This is a genomic window from Paenalcaligenes sp. GW821-LYS-B07-1 (assembly GCF_058803365.1).
The window spans coordinates 1129951-1146946 of sequence record NZ_CM179516.1 but is presented as its reverse complement, the minus strand read 5'-3'; the positions used below and the strand labels follow the sequence as shown (position 1 = coordinate 1146946).

The following is a 16996-nucleotide window of genomic DNA, read 5'->3' as shown; positions in this document are numbered from 1 at the left end:
CTTCATCATTAAACACGCACGTAAACGGTTTGCCCCTGTAAACGGAATGCCTTGCTCAAATGAGAAATATTTTCCGAATGCCCAACAAATAACAAAGCCCCTGGCTTCATCACCTGAGCAAACTTATCCAACAGTTTGCTTTGCGTTTCTTTTTCGAAATAAATCATGGTGTTCCTACAGAACACCACGTCAAAACTTTGGTCCGTAGGCCAGTTTTCAGCAGACACTAGATTAATCATTCTGAAGTCCACCATGTTGCGTAACACGGGCTTCACTCGCACCATGCCTGCACGCTTACCTACTCCTCGCTGAAAATACTTTCTCAGCAAGTGATCCTCAACGGGTTGCACTCTATCTTGCGAGTACACGCCCTCTTGAGCACGCACTAGCGCCTGTGTATCAATATCAGACGCCAATAAATTACAGCTAACGTCTGCGTTGCTGACGTTTTCATGCAATACCATGGCAATGGTGTATACCTCTTCGCCCGTAGAGGCTGCTGCACACCACACCGATAACGGCTTACTGCGTTTTTTCACAAACTCAGCCAACGTACCAAAGTGGTGGCTTTCTCTAAAAAAAGCCGTGTGGTTGATCGTGAAGGTATTTACAAACCGTTCCCATTCAGGAGCCTTAGGGTTGTGCTCCAGAAAATCCAAATACTGGCGCACTTCCGTTACAGCCAAATTCTTGGCCTCTAGCCCTAAACTACGAGCCACCATGTCTTCTTTGTGCTCGCCCAGCACAATGCCCGCTCGCTCTTTGAGCATGCGGGCCGTACGATTGAAGTCATCCCTTGTCGCCTGCGGTATCACCGGCAAGGAGTAGACAAAAGATTCCGACGTAAGATGAGTCATAAGCCTCTAATACTAAGTCGCCAGCACCTGAGGACGCACTGAGGACACGGCTTCGTATTCGTCGTCGTCATATCCCAGCTCATCTGCCTGCATTTCAATTATTTCGCCCGAATTAATCTTAAATGCGGCCACTACTTCCATCAGTTGCGCTGCCTGACTTTGTAGTGAACCTGCTGCCGCTGCAGCTTGTTCTACCAATGCCGCATTTTGCTGTACCACAGCATCCATTTGGGATACTGCTTGATTCACTTGATCAATACCTTCTGACTGCTCATGCGATGCCGAAGAGATCTCGTCCATCAACACGGTAACCCCCCGCACTGATCCCACCACTTCTTGCATGATGCCGCCAGCATCGTCTACCTGTCGTGCACCTATACTCACTTTTTGCAATGAGCCTTCGATCAGGACTTTGACCTCTCTGGCCGCCTGCGCACTGCGCTGCGCCAAAGAGCGTACTTCACCTGCCACCACGGCAAAGCCTCTACCTTGCTCACCTGCACGAGCCGCTTCCACGGCTGCGTTCAGTGCCAAGATATTGGTTTGGAACGCAATGCCATCAATCACACTCACGATATTGGCAATTTCATTTGAGCTGGCCGCGATATCGTTCATGGTATCCACCACTTTAGATACGGCTTGACCACCACGCTCAGCTACAGCCGCCGCATCATGTGTGACGCGGTCTGCTTGCTGCGCATTATCCGCATTCTGGCGTACCGTGCTAGACAGCTCTTCCATACTGGCTGCCGTTTCTTGCAACGCTGCTGCTTGTTGCTCGGTTCGGCTACTCAAATCAGTATTGCCTTGGAAGATCTCTTGCGAACCCTGCTCAATGGCATGCACACCATCACGTACGGCATGCACCATTTTTCGCAAGCTGTCTTGCATGCGACGCACCGCTTCGCTTAGTACACCAATTTCGTTATCTGAGGTGACTTCAATGCGCTGCGTTAAATCACCACTCGCAATACGATCAAAGTGTTCTTTAGCCGTACGCAACGGTGTGAGCACCATACTGCGCAAGAACACATACACGCCCAAACAAATCAGTACACACAGCGCCAGCGCCACACCCACCAACTGAATAACTAGGTCGTACTGCTTATCTTCTTTCTCAAAACTTTCATCAATATAGGCTTGCTGGAACTGCTGCAAACGTTCGGCAGCATAGTACATATCAGACTCTGCACCTGATGCCAAAATGGCCAGATGCACACGGAACTCTTCCATGCGTCCCTGTTTAACCAAATCCAACAATGGCGGAATCGCTTCTAGCAACTTCTCGAAGCTGGCAAATACCGGCACATACGCATTGTTTGTATCCTCAAACTCGCTGGAGTATTCTTTGAACTCATCAAACGCCATTTTGGTGCGCTGATAGTCCATGTCTACACGGTTCAATAACCGTATCGTGTTGTCGTCCAGCTTGCGTGCTGCCCCATCTGTGCCACTCACCCACTCACTCGAGGTGGTGTAGCTCTGATTGTTTTGATTGGAAAGATACGCTGCCGACGCCCTGCCTAATGCCGTCTGCGTATCTTTATAAAAACCTATACTGCGATTCAGAAATTCATTGGCCTTTTGATTGGTCACAATCACGTCCAACGCCTGGTTATTAGCACGTAAAGAAAAAATGCCTAATGCCGCACCGGCCAACAACATCACCATAAAGAAAAACATCACCAGCAATAAACTGGTTCGTACTTTCAAATTAGCAAGCCCTAACCTTTTCAGCATATACATCTCCTCTTTTTTGCTTTTTATCCAGAAACTCGTGTGGGCGTTACACCAATGCGCTATCCATTAGCGCCATTTCATCGCTGGTCATCAGTTTTTCTATATCCACAAGAATCAGCATGCGCTCATCCAACGTGCCAATGCCAGTCAAGTATTCGGTAGAAAAAGCTGTACCAAACTGTGGTGCATCACTGATTTGCGAGTTTTGCAAAACCAATACGTCTGATACGCCATCTACCACTACGCCTACGACTCTGGAGCCCAAGTTCAAAATCACTACCACGGTCTGGTGGTCGTAACTCACTTCATCCATATTGAATTTGATGCGCAAATCCACAATAGGTACGATGACCCCACGCAGATTTGTCACCCCTTTGATAAAGGAAGGCACGTTCGCAATACGTGTCACACTTTGAGCGTCATACCCGCGGATTTCCTGCACTTTCAGAATATCAATACCGTACTCTTGCTGTGCAAGGATAAAAACCAGATATTCCTTACCTGCACCTTCGTTCTGATTATCGTGTTTGCTTTCTATAGTCGACATGTGTACTCCGTACTGAAATTTCTTTAGCTCAGCGAACCAACACGGTCACGCGTTAGTCGGTGCAAGGCAAAAACATCTACGATCAGGGCAACACTGCCGTCCCCCAAAATGGTGGCCGCAGAAATGCCCGGTATTTTTCTGTAGTTAGCTTCTAGGTTTTTCACCACCACTTGGTGCTGACCAATAAGGTGATCCACCAACAAGGCAAAGCGCATGTCTTCAGCTTGTAGAATGACGGCAATGGCTTTGGTCATATCAGTTTCAGCCCCTTCAACAGAGAAGATATCCCCTAAAGAGATCACGGGCAGATACTCCCCACGCACATGGATCACATGGTCGTCGTTGGACAACTGGCGCAACTGTTCAGTGGTAGGCTGCATGGACTCAGTCACATGACTCAGCGGCAAGATGAAGGTCTCATTACCTACTTGCACCGACATGCCATCCAGAATGGCTAAGGTCAGTGGCAACACAATACGTGTTGTGGTGCCATTGCCTTCACGCGAGAACATTTGTACGTGTCCGCCCATGCTCTGGATATTTCGACGCACCACGTCCATGCCCACGCCACGACCAGAAATATCGGTCACTTTTTCTGCTGTAGAGAAACCCGGCGCAAACAACAACTGCCACAACTCTTCATCAGGAATGTTTTCATTGCTGATTAAGCCTTGGGCCATCGCCTTTTTGAGGATTTTTCCGCGGTTCAGACCACCACCATCATCAATCACCTCAATGATGATATGACCGCCTTGGTGTTGCGCGGACAGCGTCAACGTACCTTCGCGACTCTTGCCAGCTGCTTCACGCTTTTCGGGTGTTTCTATACCGTGGTCAATACTGTTACGTACCAAATGAGTGAGCGGATCAATGATGCGCTCAATCAAACTTTTATCTAGCTCAGTACTTTGCCCTTTGGTCACCAGACGTATTTGTTTATCTAGCCTAGCAGCGTTCTCGCGTACTACGCGTGGGAAACGGCTAAATACGTAATCCATTGGCATCATGCGTATAGACATCACGGACTCTTGCAAGTCACGAGCGTTACGCTCCAACTGCTCAATGCCGTTGATTAATCTATCGTGTACCACTGGATCCAAGGTGGATGCTGTTTGCACCAACATAGCTTGAGTAATAACCAGTTCACCCACTAAGTTGATGATTTGGTCTACACGCTCAACCCCCACGCGGATGGTGCTGGATTCGCTACGTGCACTATTACTAGTGCCACTTTTAGCTTTAGCTGCTGGTGTGGTTTTGGTTTCAGCTACTTCTGCTGCGGGAGTTGGCTCTGGTTCTGCGGGCTTTTCTTCCACCACGGGAGTCACTACAGGTTCTTCTACCTGCACCTCAACAGCCACTGGTGGAGCACTAGCCGCAGGCAACGCCTCTCGCTGTACGCTCACTTGGTCTTCGTTCACCACGAAGCAACATACAGCGATCAAGTCGTCAGCACTAGCCGTGGTTTGCAACCACACGGCCAAATCGGTGTCTGTGCTTTGCTCGTACAGCACATCACCCATAATGGCCATTTCGTCTTTCAGTACAGCAATATCTTTGGCGCTACTACGTTGTACACGCACGCACAACGGCAGACTTTGGTCAGCCGGGGCTGCGGCAAGAGTAGGCTCAGCCACCACTGGAGCCGCGGGCGTTGCTGCAGGAGCCGCCGCTGCTGGTGCTGTACCTTTCTTGTGCTCCTCAGCCAACTGACGCAACTGAGCACAAATGCGCTGATACGCTTCTTCGTCAGGATCTTCCTCCTGACGGTAGGCGGCTACTTGATCCGTCAACACGTCCTTAGTCTCAAGAAATAAATCAATCATTTCCTTACGCAAGGACATTTCACCGTTGCGCACCAAATCCAGCAAATTCTCTAGTAAATGGGTGGTCTCAGCTAAGTGACCAAAGCAGCCAAAGGTGCCGGCTCCCCCTTTGATAGAATGGGCGGCACGGAAAATGCCGTTCAGCTTGTCTATGTCCGGATTCTCAAGATTGAGCTCCAGCAACAAGCTTTCCATGTCTGTCAGCAGTTCATCTGCTTCATCAAAAAACGTCTCAAAAAACTGGCTTAAATCAACGCCGGAGCTCATGCGTGATTCCTTCGTAGAAATAGGGTCCGAACAAGTGTAGTCATCGCACTGCTTGAGCTACATCAGGGGTCGTAAAACGGACCTGCAATTTCTGGCACCATTGTTTCGCCAGCTTTAATCAGACTTTGCAGATCGTGTCCTACGTCTTCATACTGATTCTGAGTGTCCAGCCTTTGCTCGGCTCTCTGATTCAATACGACAATACTGATACGTCGATTTACGGCTGCGGCCGGATTATCTTTAACTAAACTGATGGTGTCGGCCAAACCCAGCATTTGTTTAATTTTGGATTCCCCCAAGCCACCTGCTACCAACTCACGTCTGGCCGCATTAGCCCTGTCTGCCGACAGTTCCCAGTTGGAGTACTCCCGCTCGCCACGCGCATATTGAAAAGAGTCTGTGTGACCCGCTACCTGAATACGGTTAGGCAATGTATTTAATGGACCACTTAGCGCACGCAAAATACTGCGCATATACGGCTCTACCGTGGCGCTACCCAGCATGAACATGGGGCGATTTTGTTTATCAATGATCTGTATGCGCAGACCATCTGGTGTCATATCTATCAGCAGTTGATCTTTAAATTCGTTCAGAACAGAGTCGCTATCGATAACATCTAACAACTCTTCGCGCAGGTCTTCCAAACGCTCTATATCGCGACGGTGACTATCGGGATCAGCGCCGTTCAAGGGCATGACACTAGGAATCACGCTGGGATTCCCGCCAGGAATGACTGAACGCGACGCATCAGAACGCATCCCACCAGAAACCGCTTCGGCCAATGGCATCCGGAAATACTCGGCAATGGTTTGCAGCTCTTCCCGTGGAATCAGCGACAGAATCCACATCACCAAGAAAAATGCCATCATCGCGGTCACGAAGTCAGCATAGGCAATCTTCCAGCTACCGCCGTGGTGCTGTGACTCAACGACTTTCTTACGCCGTACAACAATACGGTCTGGTCTGGACGCACTCATGATCAGCCCTGCTTGTTTGCGGTACTACGGGATTGACGTACGTGCTCTTCCAACTCAGCAAAAGAAGGTCTATCTGTGGCGTACAGCACTTTACGGCCGAACTCTACGGCCAATTGCGGAGGATAACCATTCAGATTCGCCAACAACGTAACTTTGATGCACTCCAACACTTTGGCAGCAGCCTCTGTACGACGTTCAATCACACTAGCAAAAGGCGATACAAAACCGTAGGCCATCAAAATACCCAGAAATGTCCCTACCATCGCTTTGGAAATTAAATCAGCCAATACCGCAGGCGGTTGATCTACTGATGCCAGGGCTTTAATCACCCCCAACACCGCCGCCACAATACCAAACGCTGGTAGCGCATCGGCCACGACGTGCATAGCACGCCCGGGAGTATTGCGTTCAGCAATGAAAGCCTCGATCTCTTGGTCCATCAAGGTTTCAATTTCAAAGGAGCTCATGTTGCCGCTGATCATCAGTCGCATATAGTCCGATACAAACACAATCAGTTCTTTTTCTTTCATAACTGATGGGTAAGCGGTAAAAATAGCGCTTTGCGTAGGGTCTTCAATATCGCCCTCAATAGACATCAGACCGTCACGTCGTGCTTTATTCAGCAACACGTACAACAGCCCCATCAATTCCATATACAAAGCTTTGCTATACGGAGTGCGCTTCATGGCGGTGGGAATAGCCCCCATCATGAGCTTGAACGACTTGCCGCTTCCCGCCGCAATATAAGAGCCTAAAGCAGCCCCACCGATCAGTAACAACTCAAAGGGCTGGTACAGGGCGCCCAAGTGCCCACCCAGCGCCACATAGCTGCCGAATACTGAGAAAAAGACAATAAGATAGCCAAGCAGTATGAACACGGTACGCCTTTAAATTAGTGTATCCCTCTTATGATCGCCTTAATCCCGACTCGGGAAAGCGCCTTTAAGACGGGTTTTTTATGGGCATTTCATCCATTCAGCACAGTAAACTTTTCAGAATCCTGTACTTAGCGACGCAAAAAGCGCCTTCTCATAAAAATGAGAAAGCGCTTGAGTACTATCGCTTAGAGTGATGCTGTAGGTTTAGTAGCACTTTTGCTCGCTGTCGTTTTGCGAGCACGTTTAGCTTGGGTTTTTCCCGCCCGTGGAGGCGGTCTACAAATAGCACACACAAAACCGGCGGCTGGATCGTGAGCATGTGCCACGAATTGCCCTGCGCATTGTTCACAGCTAGACAGTTGCACCATGCCACTTTCAAAAAACCGCAAAAGCATCCATGCACGTGTAAAACTGAGTACAGGTTCTTCGTCAGGATCTATTCCATCACGACCGGCATTCGCCTGCTCCAAGTAGATGCGGTACCCCTCAACCAACGCTTGTGCTTTACGAGCTGGCGTGACCACATCCATATAACGATAGACGCTGTAAAACATACTGGAATGTATGTTGGGCAACCAAGTCATAAACCAATCTACCGAAAACGGCAGCATACCTTTGGGAGGTGAACACCCCCTAACCTCACGGTATAACCTAGCCAACCGGTCGTAACTTAAGGAGGTTTCCGCTTGCAATACTTGCAGCCTCGCCCCCAGTTTGATCATTTCTGTTGCCAGACTGATGTCTTCAGCTTCTTTAGCAACACTGCGCGTAGCCATACACCACTACCTGAAAATATTAGGCGCTAACCATCGTGCGCTGAGAAAGCAAAATCGTTGAGTGAGCTTGCTGTAGAACGCCACCCAACACATCTTGGGTCAACGTGGACAACAACTCGTAGTCATTCAGTCTGAATGCGCACAACAAGGTATTGGATGCAGACAACTTGACCAATTGAGCTGGCGACAAGCGCAAGACAGTTTCGGCCACATCGGCATCAAAACCTAATCTATACATGCCTGCCGCAAAGTTTTCACGCAGGAGGCGCTGTGCCAGCATGAGATAAGACAGATTTACTTCCTGAATATCGCTTAACAACGTGTTTTCCGTGACGGACATGGCGTCTTCCCTTGCAAAAACCACAAATGACACATTTCTGACACAAAAAAAATACCATCAGAAAGGTAACAAAAAACAATAAATCGAAACAAAAGCAATCAAATCATACATAGAATTGCAAATTTTAGGAATTTATACATAAAAATCTAATAATTGAGCTTTATATTATGCGTTTTACGTATAACTCTTAACGAATATTAACAGAAGCCAATGAAAAGTCCTACTTACAAGCCCTCTCAAAGCATGACAAAAATCAAATAATGTCAGTAAATTTACATTTTGATGTAATAAAAGCAACATAACATTACATTCTTCAGTAGACATCGCACATGTTTTCGCATTGTTTTGTTACATTTGTTTATGTGATTACTGCATAAACGTACATTTCATATTCTATTTATACGTAATCGCATCTCTCCCAGTATGTTTATGTGCCCCTTTGTCGCCCCCCCCTCTATTGCGCGGGTTAGAAACGACTGTAACAACCACTACGCATGGCACAAAACCTAGTGCGGCCGTATGATAAAGACCCTTTCATCAAGAAGCGGCACTCATCTGGACCATGACTTACATACTTGCCCTAGACCAAGGTACTTCCAGCTCTCGCAGTATCTTGTTTGATAGAGAAGGTCGTTGCGTTGCTCAAGCGCAGCAAGAGTTTGCCCAACACTTCCCCCTGTCTGGCTGGGTAGAGCATGACCCATTAGCCATTTGGGAGTCGCAATTAGCGACCGCTACCCGTGTACTGAAAGAAAGTGGAATTTCGGCCTCACAGATTGCCGCCATCGGAATAGCCAACCAGCGCGAAACTACGTTGGTATGGGATAAACACACGGGAGAACCGGTGTATCCCGCTATTGTCTGGCAAGACCGGCGAACTCAACCCTTGTGTCAGACCTTACTGGACACAGACAAAGAAGACGAGGTTCAGGCTCGCACAGGCTTACGTTTAGACCCCTACTTTTCGGCGACTAAACTGCGTTGGATTCTCGATCACGTGCCGCATGCTCGCCTGAGAGCAGAAAAAGGCGAACTGGCCTTTGGTACAGTGGATAGTTGGTTAATTTGGAAACTCACAGGTGGGCAGCAGCACCTTAGTGATGTCAGCAATGCATCTCGCACCATGCTGTTCAATATACATACCCAGACCTGGGACACCGCATTACTGCAACTCTTTGATATCCCTCCTGCCCTGCTGCCTACCGTACGCGCATCCAGCGATGACTTTGGCTACACAATCCCCACCTTACTAGGTGCCGCCATTCCTATTAGAGGCGTCGCAGGCGATCAGCAAGCTGCCCTATTTGGACAAGCTGGATTTGAAGCAGGCATGGTAAAAAACACCTACGGTACAGGCTGCTTCATGCTGATGCACACTGGCCACCACGCACTGAACTCCGAACATGGACTGCTGTGCACACAAGCCGCTCAACCAGCCTTATGCTCAGCACAGTACGCACTAGAAGGTAGTGTATTTATTGGTGGCGCTGTAGTGCAGTGGCTACGAGACGGGCTAAAAGCTATTTCAGCTAGCCATGAGGTAGAAGCGCTTGCCGAAACAGTTATTGATTCTGATGGCGTAATTCTAGTACCCGCTTTTACCGGCTTAGGCGCCCCTTATTGGGATCCCGATGCGCGGGGCAGTATCACTGGACTTACCCGCAACACCTCTATGGCGCACATCGCCTATGCTGCTTTAGAAAGTATTGCATTTCAAAGCACCGCTTTACTGCAAGCAATGCTTCATGACGCACAAAAAAATGCTATTGTGCTGAAAGAGTTACGGGTAGATGGCGGTGCCTGCAGCAACAATATGTTGATGCAACTACAGGCTGATTTACTGGGCATAGATGTGGTACGCCCTGCCATGATAGAGACCACAGCATTAGGTGCTGCCTATTTAGCAGGCTTGGGATGTGGGCTATTTAGCTCTCAAGCTGAACTTAGCCAACACTGGCGCATTGACAGACGCTTCTCTCCTCGTACCTCAGCAAGTGAACGCGCCCAACGATTTGAACACTGGGAGCAAGCGGTACGCCGTACGCGAACCCTCTAACTATATATTGCTTATGCTTCAGAAAATCCTCGTTTCTATCGCCCTCTTTCTCGTGATCTTACTTGCGCTAAGTTTTGGCGAAAGCATTCTCGCGTCATTTTTCAGCTGGATTAGTTGGCTAACAGGCTCACTAGTACAAAACGTTAATGACCTCTATGTACTTATTGCCAATTACGTCAGCTCCCAACCGTTTAAAGTTGTACTCGCTGTCATTCTGACTGTGCCCGCTTATTACTGGTTAAGCCGTCGCGACAAAGAAAAAGGTGAGCAACAGCCCTCACAGCGCAAAACAGCTATTTTGCTTGCCTTCTTTTTAGGCTGGTTAGGCGTACACCATTTTTATCTAGGCAAGTACGGTAGTGGGATACTGTATATATTGCTATGCGCCATTTACCCACCACTTGCTGTGTTATTGGGCTGGATGAACGCCATTCGATACTTCAGCATGACGGATCAGAGCTTTACGCTGCGCTATTCACGACGTGTTGCCTAAGAGCTAACACCGCCTTAGAAAACCGGTAAAAGGCAAAGAATACTTTCTACAGATATCAACGACTCGTTGCCAGATCGTATCGTCAGTCACAAAAAAGGGCAGGCATCACGCCTACCCTTTTCTTTTGGCTAGCTGAATTAGCCAGCAGATGCCGCCTCTGCACTCACCTTTTCTTCCTCCTGCAAGGTTTCATGTGCCGCTTGCAGTGCCTGCTCTACCGTTTCAAATAAGAGCTGCTGGCGTACCTTACGCAGCAAGCCAGCTCGGGCTATTTGCCTACGCAAATGCGGATTCAGCTCAGACATCACGACACGACAACCTAAACGCTGTAGATCTAGAATGGTTTTTTCTAGCACCTGCAACGCTGTACCGTCCATAAAGGGTACATACCGCATACGTAAGAGCAACACCTTAGGCACAGGCTTCAGATTTTCTATACGACGCTCAAATACATCCACACCCGCATAGAAAAACGGCCCCTCAACTGACAATACCTTAATTTCTTCATCACTATTGTATTGAGACAGCAGTTCAGGCCCCACCAAACCATACAAACGGTTTTTCTCTATCTTTTCTACAGAGACACTATCTGACATACGTTTGAGAAAGTGCAGCATGGCCAATACTACCCCTATATTCACGGCTACTACCAAGTTGGCAAATACCGTGATCAGTAGTGTTACCACCAAGATAAAAACGTCTGCCCAAGGCGCTTCACGCACCAGTGCATACACAGTTTTAGGTTGGCTCATATTCCACGCCACCATAAACAAGATGGCTGCCAAACTGGCTAATGGAATGTATACCGCCAACGGTGCTAACACTAACAGCACTAAAACCAATACCAACACGTGCACAATACCCGCGATAGGGCTAGTGCCACCGTTACGTATATTGGTCGCGGTACGAGCGATTGCACCGGTTGCTGCAATACCGCCAAACAACGGCGCCAACACGTTAGCTATACCTTGCCCTACCAGCTCTTGGTTAGAGTTGTGGCGTGTGTGACTCATGTTGTCGGCCACCACAGCAGACAGCAAGGACTCAATTGCCCCCAACATAGCAATAGCAAAGGCCGGCCCCACCAAGTCTAATACTCTATTGAGCGTAATTTCAGGCAGTTGAAAACTCGGTAAGCCTCTAGGAATTTCACCAAAAGCCGAACCAATAGTTGCTACCGACTCAAACTGAAAAACAGCCTGAATCAAGCTGGCCGCAATTAACGCAACCAACGGCCCAGGCACGCGCTCAATGCGTTTGATGCGCGGGGTAATAATCACCAAAAACAAAGACAATAGTGCCAGCAAAGTAGTAGTGACACTTAACGATGGCAGGCTTTGCACTAAGAACCAAAGTTGCTCATGAAACATGGCATTGGAATCAGGCGTAGGCAACCCGAAAAAATCTTTCCACTGCCCTACCCAAATGATGATCCCAATCCCTGCGGTGAACCCCACAATCACAGGAGCCGGAATGAACTTAATTACCGCTCCCATGCGCGTAAAGCCAAGGATGAGCAACATGACTCCGGCCATCAAAGTTGCTATTTGCAGCCCATCTATGCCATGTTGGGCGACTACTCCCGACAGGATCACAATAAAAGCGCCTGTAGGGCCTGCAATCTGCACGCGGCTACCGCCAAAAAGCGAGACCGCCAAACCAGCAATGATAGCGGTGTAAATCCCTTGCTCTGGTTTCACGCCCGATGCAATAGCAAACGCCATCGCCAAGGGCAGCGCCACAATCCCCACAATGATTCCCGCCACGATGTTGGGCAACCAGTGTTTACGTTCCAGCAAACCAGCCCGTTTGGCTTCTAAAATGGCAATCATGTATGAACCTCAGAACTAAGAATCAACGTGAGCATATGCATCTCACTATCATAATATGCAATGCAGCAAGACACAAAAAGCCGCTGTACTACAGTATGTTAGCCTGTAGTACAGCGGCTTTTTTTTATACCGCGATCGTTACTTCTTTAAGATACGCAAACTATTCATTATTACCAGCATGCTTGCACCCACATCGGCCAACACAGCCATCCACATAGCTGCGCCACCAAACAATGCTAATACTAAGAACACAGCCTTGATGGCTAAGGCTGCCGTAATGTTTTGTATCAACACTACGTGTAGCTCTTGAGATAACCTCCAACTAGCTGGCAACTTAGCCAAGTCATCATTAAGGATAGCAATATCGGCCGTTTCAATCGCAATATCTGAACCCATAGCCCCCATCGCAAAGCCTACATCTGCTTTAGCAAGGGCGGGAGCATCGTTGATCCCATCCCCTACCATCGCAGTGGGTGCTTGTTGCTGCAATTGCTGCAACCACTCCAGCTTTTGCTCAGGCAACATTTCGGCCTTGTAGTTTGTAATCCCCAGCGAATTCGCTACCGAACCCACTGCATACGGATTATCACCCGACGCCAAACACACATTCACACCCAACTGTCGCAAATCATTCAGTGCAGCTTGAGCCCCTTGTTTAATCGGATCGCTAATCGCAAACGCTGCCACGATGTGCTTGCCATCGAACAAGAATACAAAGCTAGCTCCTTCAGACTGCCAGCGTTTTTCCCATGCCAATAGCGCATCTGAACTTTCACTCGCCCCCAAGGCTTCAGCCCATGCGCGGCTACCCAGACTGTAGGTTGTTTCCACCAACGCCGCCTGTACCCCCTTTCCTGGTATGGCTTCAAAACCCACCATCGCTACTCGCTGATCTGACAACTTCGCTTCTGCTAACGCTTGCGATGCAGGATGATCGGACAGACTCGCTAAGGCATGTGCTACCGCCAAGGTGGTACTAGGTTCTACGTCCTCACGAATAAAGTGATCACGAAAAGCAGGTCTACCTTCAGTCAGCGTACCTGTTTTATCTACCATTAAGTTACGTACTTGGCGCAGCTTTTCCAGATACGCCCCGCCCTTCACCAGCAACCCTTGTCTGGCGGCGTGCGTCAAGGCGCTTACCACCGCTACCGGTGTGGAGATCACCAAGGCGCATGGGCAAGCAATCACCAGCAACACCAGCGCACGGTATAGCCAATCAGCCCATACACCACCCATAAACAGCGGAGGGATCACAGCAATTGCAATAGCAAACAACACCACTATAGGCGTGTAGATACGCGAGAATTTATCTACAAAACGCTGTACAGGTGCTTTATTTTGCTGAGCATCTTGTACGGCATAAGTAATACGTGCCAACAAGCTTTGGTCATAGGCAGAGGACACCCGGTATTGCAGTTCACCCATACCATTGATGGTGCCAGCAAATACGCTATCACCCTTACTTTTACTGACCGGTAAGCTTTCGCCGGTAATAGACGCTTGGTTCACCGCGGACTGGCCTGTTTCAACAATGCCATCCAAACCTAATCTGCCACCTGGCACAACGCGAACCAGCGTATTTAACGCCACCTCTGAGGGGTGTGCAGATACCCAACCATCGGCATCATTCCATACCTCAACAGTTTCTGGCGCTAAGGCCAAGAGACTGTCTACCGCTTGTCGTGCTCGGTCTAACGAGCGAGCCTCGATGATTTCCGCCAAGCTAAATAGCGACATCACCATTGCGGCCTCAGGCCATTCACCTAGCAAGACAGCACCAGTTACCGCGATGCTCATCAAGGCATTGATATTCAAGTCCAGATAACGAATGGCGATCCAGCCTTTGCGGTATACGCTTAAGCCAGACAACAAGATCGCACCAATGGACATCACCACCACTAACCAGAATGGTGCCGAGGACCATGCTGCAACCTCAGCGGCCAAAGCCAAACCCACCCCAGCGCTAATACGTCCCCAGGCGGCAAACCATGATGACTTTGTTTCTGCAGCGAAGCGGGAAGACAGGGCTGCTCCCTTACTTTCCAACAACTCAGGGCTCATCCCTAAACCGGATACAATCTTGATGAGTGCCTCGCGAAAACCAGGTTGATGCACAACGCTCAATTGTCGTTGCATTAAGTTGAATTCCAACCCGGCAACCTCTGCTCGTGGCGTTAACGCCTTGCGCAACAAAGCTTCCTCATTAGGGCAATCCATTTGCTCGATACGCAAAATAGTTTGTTGCTGGTTATCACCCGCACCGGCAAACTTCTCAACGGCAGAGGCTGTCAAATCTGATGGCGCGCAGCACGAGGTAGGCTGCTGTTCAGCTCTATCGCTATGATTATGTTCATGATCGCTGTGATCATGGTTATGATCATGATTATGTTCATGCGGTAAACGTGTCATACACAAAACCTCTTTCTCACAATGTTTTGAACAGTACACACCTTGTAGTGGCTTTAAGGTCAAGCCCCTACTCTTCATCAGGATGACAAACATCATGAAAATTGGTGAATTAGCTCAATTAGCCCGTTGTGGTACAGAAACAATACGCTATTACGAACGCATAGGATTGCTGCCGCCAGCTATACGCGGTGATAACAATTACCGCCGCTACACCAACAAACACGTAGAGCAGCTGCGCTTTATACGCAATTGCCGCAGTCTGGACATGACACATGAAGAGATTCGTACGCTGCTGGATTACAGCAGAGCTGGCCCTACACCAGACTGCAGCCCCATCAACGACTTAATACAAGAACACTTGCAGCACGTGACCATACGCATTCAAGAGCTGCAATCTTTGGAAACGCAATTGCGTGATTTGTACCAACAGTGCCAGCACCCTGGGCACGTTAACGACTGCGGCATTTTGGAAAATCTCAGCAAGCTGCCGCTAGAAGAAAGAAACTCGCAAAGCCATCTGGGGTAAGCCCTGCTGCTTTGCGAGCGTTGTACCTACTTATTTAGCTAAGAAACGATCACTTAGCCACATCCCCACCAGCATGGCTGGCACAAACCACCATGCGGTGACTATAAGCGCACTCCATGACACTAAGGCTGGCCCTGGACAGTAACCCGCTAGGCCCCAACCTATGCCAAATACAGCCGCTCCGATCAGCAAACGCGCATCAATTTTCGTTGAAGTAGGTAGCTCAAACGCCAGCGCCGCAACGGGTGGACTAACAGCGTGTTTTGCAACGAGGAAAGGCCACCACGCGACAGAAATTGCCCCTACCATCACCAATGCCAGTGAGGGATCCCACTGACCAAAGAAATCCAAGAAGTTTTGCACCTTGGTAGGCTGCCCCATACCCGATAGCATTAACCCCACGCCAAAAAGTAGCCCTGCTACTAATGCACCTAGCGCCCCCATGATTACAGCCCTCCCCATACGTGGCGCAAGAGATATACCGTCGCACCGCCCGCCACAATAAACATCACCGTTGCTGCCAACGAACGCTTCGAAAAACGCGCTAGCCCACACACACCATGCCCACTGGTACAGCCGGAGCCTAATCGGGTACCTACACCCACTAATACCCCCGCTGCCACTATACCCAGCACGGATTGCTCAGACGGCTGAGGCAACGCTCCACCTACCGCGCTATACAACCAAGGCGCGGCAAAGACACCGGCAGTAAACCACCACCGCCATGTGACGCGGGGGTTTTTAAATAGCCCCGCCACAATACCGCTTATCCCCAGCACCCTACCGTTCATCAATAGCAAAATACTGACGGCTGCACCTATTAATACGCCGCCTACCAAAGACGACCAAGGCGTAAACGCCTCCCAATTGATATGCATTATCTTTCCTTAAACACATCACACGTGCGAAACGCTATGCAGTATTTCCACATAGCGCTAATCAATATACATAATAATATATTATATTTTTATAATATTAAACGAAGAGCTAGATCAATGACGTGAAAGACTGTAGGGTTTGGTGGTCACCGTACAAAATCGTGACCTATACTGAAGCCACTTTGTCGCTTTTAAAACAGGACTTTCATGTATTTAGCCCTTAAACACACTCATGTCACGGCTGCCGTACTCAGCATCTGTTTTTTCATTATTCGCGCCTGGTGGTCGGTATCGGGCTCTGCGCTGCTACAAAAGAAATTTGTGCGCATCGCTCCCCATGTGATTGATACCGTGCTGTTAGCCTGTGGTTTGGGGATGGCAAGCATGTTGGGTGCCGCCGCCGCTGCCCCGTGGCTGTACACCAAAATCGTGTTGCTAGTGGCATATATTATTGTTGGCACCTACGCCATCAAGCGTGGCCGTACACCGCAAACCCGTGCCATTGCTGCCGTCATTGCGGTGCTGATCTTTATGTATATCATCGGCGTAGCCCTTTACCGCAGCCCTGCTTCGTGGTTCATCTAACCACGT

General features: G+C 49.0%; 16 protein-coding genes. 4 read left to right on the top strand and 12 right to left on the bottom strand.

Annotated features, from left to right (window positions below; all coding sequences use genetic code 11):
• Positions 1–8: 8 nt before the first annotated feature.
• From AC3QL0_RS05345 to flhD, 8 genes are all read right to left on the bottom strand, one after another.
• On the bottom strand, positions 9–857 hold the full coding sequence (locus tag AC3QL0_RS05345) for a CheR family methyltransferase (RefSeq protein ID WP_493010408.1): 849 nt from the start codon (positions 855–857) through the stop codon (positions 9–11).
• 12 nt (positions 858–869) lie between these two features.
• Entirely contained in the window at positions 870–2597 is a 1728-nt protein-coding gene (locus AC3QL0_RS05340) for a methyl-accepting chemotaxis protein (RefSeq protein ID WP_493010407.1), read from the bottom strand.
• 46 nt (positions 2598–2643) lie between these two features.
• A complete protein-coding gene (locus AC3QL0_RS05335; protein ID WP_493010406.1) occupies positions 2644–3144 on the bottom strand; it encodes a chemotaxis protein CheW in 501 nt (166 codons plus the stop codon).
• Positions 3145–3167: 23 nt separating this feature from the next.
• Positions 3168–5237 (bottom strand): chemotaxis protein CheA, encoded by a 2070-nt coding sequence (cheA, locus tag AC3QL0_RS05330; RefSeq protein WP_493010405.1) that lies wholly within the window; start codon positions 5235–5237, stop codon positions 3168–3170.
• A gap of 62 nt (positions 5238–5299) precedes the next feature.
• A complete protein-coding gene (gene motB, locus AC3QL0_RS05325) occupies positions 5300–6214 on the bottom strand; it encodes a flagellar motor protein MotB (RefSeq protein WP_493010404.1) in 915 nt (304 codons plus the stop codon).
• A gap of 2 nt (positions 6215–6216) precedes the next feature.
• Positions 6217–7092, bottom strand: coding sequence for a flagellar motor stator protein MotA (motA, locus tag AC3QL0_RS05320; protein WP_135866874.1), 876 nt, complete (start codon positions 7090–7092; stop codon positions 6217–6219).
• A 185-nt stretch (positions 7093–7277) separates the two neighbouring features.
• A complete protein-coding gene (gene flhC, locus AC3QL0_RS05315; RefSeq protein WP_493010403.1) occupies positions 7278–7868 on the bottom strand; it encodes a flagellar transcriptional regulator FlhC in 591 nt (196 codons plus the stop codon).
• 19 nt (positions 7869–7887) lie between these two features.
• Positions 7888–8208, bottom strand: a complete 321-nt coding sequence (flhD, locus tag AC3QL0_RS05310; RefSeq protein WP_166408342.1) for a flagellar transcriptional regulator FlhD — start codon at positions 8206–8208, stop codon at positions 7888–7890.
• A 562-nt stretch (positions 8209–8770) separates the two neighbouring features.
• Between flhD and glpK the strand changes: the two genes are divergently transcribed.
• Both glpK and AC3QL0_RS05300 read left to right on the top strand, forming a co-directional pair.
• Positions 8771–10264: a glycerol kinase GlpK gene (gene glpK / locus AC3QL0_RS05305; RefSeq protein WP_493010402.1), complete on the top strand. Its 1494-nt coding sequence runs from the start codon at positions 8771–8773 to the stop codon at positions 10262–10264.
• A gap of 13 nt (positions 10265–10277) precedes the next feature.
• Entirely contained in the window at positions 10278–10757 is a 480-nt protein-coding gene (locus AC3QL0_RS05300) for a TM2 domain-containing protein (protein ID WP_493010401.1), read from the top strand.
• Between the two features lie 137 nt (positions 10758–10894).
• On the opposite strand, the gene AC3QL0_RS05295 is transcribed toward AC3QL0_RS05300, so the two are convergent.
• Both AC3QL0_RS05295 and AC3QL0_RS05290 read right to left on the bottom strand, forming a co-directional pair.
• The gene (locus AC3QL0_RS05295) at positions 10895–12589 is read right to left on the bottom strand and encodes a SulP family inorganic anion transporter (protein WP_493010400.1); all 1695 of its coding nucleotides are present in this window, start codon (positions 12587–12589) and stop codon (positions 10895–10897) included.
• 138 nt (positions 12590–12727) lie between these two features.
• Complete coding sequence (locus AC3QL0_RS05290) at positions 12728–15001, bottom strand: heavy metal translocating P-type ATPase (protein ID WP_493010399.1); 2274 nt, start codon at positions 14999–15001, stop codon at positions 12728–12730.
• A 94-nt stretch (positions 15002–15095) separates the two neighbouring features.
• On the opposite strand from AC3QL0_RS05290, the gene cadR reads away from it, so the two are divergent.
• A complete protein-coding gene (gene cadR, locus AC3QL0_RS05285; protein ID WP_493010398.1) occupies positions 15096–15527 on the top strand; it encodes a Cd(II)/Pb(II)-responsive transcriptional regulator in 432 nt (143 codons plus the stop codon).
• A gap of 30 nt (positions 15528–15557) precedes the next feature.
• Here cadR and AC3QL0_RS05280 read toward each other — a convergent pair whose 3' ends face one another.
• Complete coding sequence (locus AC3QL0_RS05280; protein ID WP_493010397.1) at positions 15558–15989, bottom strand: DUF6691 family protein; 432 nt, start codon at positions 15987–15989, stop codon at positions 15558–15560.
• On the bottom strand, positions 15974–16405 hold the full coding sequence (locus tag AC3QL0_RS05275; protein WP_493010396.1) for a YeeE/YedE family protein: 432 nt from the start codon (positions 16403–16405) through the stop codon (positions 15974–15976). Before AC3QL0_RS05275 ends, AC3QL0_RS05280 begins: the two co-directional genes overlap by 16 nt.
• 207 nt (positions 16406–16612) lie before the next feature.
• On the opposite strand from AC3QL0_RS05275, the gene AC3QL0_RS05270 reads away from it, so the two are divergent.
• Complete coding sequence (locus AC3QL0_RS05270; RefSeq protein ID WP_493010395.1) at positions 16613–16990, top strand: SirB2 family protein; 378 nt, start codon at positions 16613–16615, stop codon at positions 16988–16990.
• The last annotated feature ends 6 nt before the right edge of the window (positions 16991–16996 follow it).

Coding starts and splice junctions, on each gene's coding strand:
- AC3QL0_RS05290 (WP_493010399.1), bottom strand. CDS start 15,001: ATGACACGTTTACCGCATGAACATAATCATGATCATAACCATGATCAC.
- cadR (WP_493010398.1), top strand. CDS start 15,096: ATGAAAATTGGTGAATTAGCTCAATTAGCCCGTTGTGGTACAGAAACA.
- AC3QL0_RS05280 (WP_493010397.1), bottom strand. CDS start 15,989: ATGGGGAGGGCTGTAATCATGGGGGCGCTAGGTGCATTAGTAGCAGGG.
- cheA (WP_493010405.1), bottom strand. CDS start 5,237: ATGAGCTCCGGCGTTGATTTAAGCCAGTTTTTTGAGACGTTTTTTGAT.
- flhD (WP_166408342.1), bottom strand. CDS start 8,208: ATGTCCGTCACGGAAAACACGTTGTTAAGCGATATTCAGGAAGTAAAT.
- AC3QL0_RS05275 (WP_493010396.1), bottom strand. CDS start 16,405: ATGCATATCAATTGGGAGGCGTTTACGCCTTGGTCGTCTTTGGTAGGC.
- AC3QL0_RS05335 (WP_493010406.1), bottom strand. CDS start 3,144: ATGTCGACTATAGAAAGCAAACACGATAATCAGAACGAAGGTGCAGGT.
- glpK (WP_493010402.1), top strand. CDS start 8,771: ATGACTTACATACTTGCCCTAGACCAAGGTACTTCCAGCTCTCGCAGT.
- motB (WP_493010404.1), bottom strand. CDS start 6,214: ATGAGTGCGTCCAGACCAGACCGTATTGTTGTACGGCGTAAGAAAGTC.
- AC3QL0_RS05295 (WP_493010400.1), bottom strand. CDS start 12,589: ATGATTGCCATTTTAGAAGCCAAACGGGCTGGTTTGCTGGAACGTAAA.
- AC3QL0_RS05340 (WP_493010407.1), bottom strand. CDS start 2,597: ATGCTGAAAAGGTTAGGGCTTGCTAATTTGAAAGTACGAACCAGTTTA.
- AC3QL0_RS05300 (WP_493010401.1), top strand. CDS start 10,278: ATGCTTCAGAAAATCCTCGTTTCTATCGCCCTCTTTCTCGTGATCTTA.
- flhC (WP_493010403.1), bottom strand. CDS start 7,868: ATGGCTACGCGCAGTGTTGCTAAAGAAGCTGAAGACATCAGTCTGGCA.
- AC3QL0_RS05270 (WP_493010395.1), top strand. CDS start 16,613: ATGTATTTAGCCCTTAAACACACTCATGTCACGGCTGCCGTACTCAGC.
- AC3QL0_RS05345 (WP_493010408.1), bottom strand. CDS start 857: ATGACTCATCTTACGTCGGAATCTTTTGTCTACTCCTTGCCGGTGATA.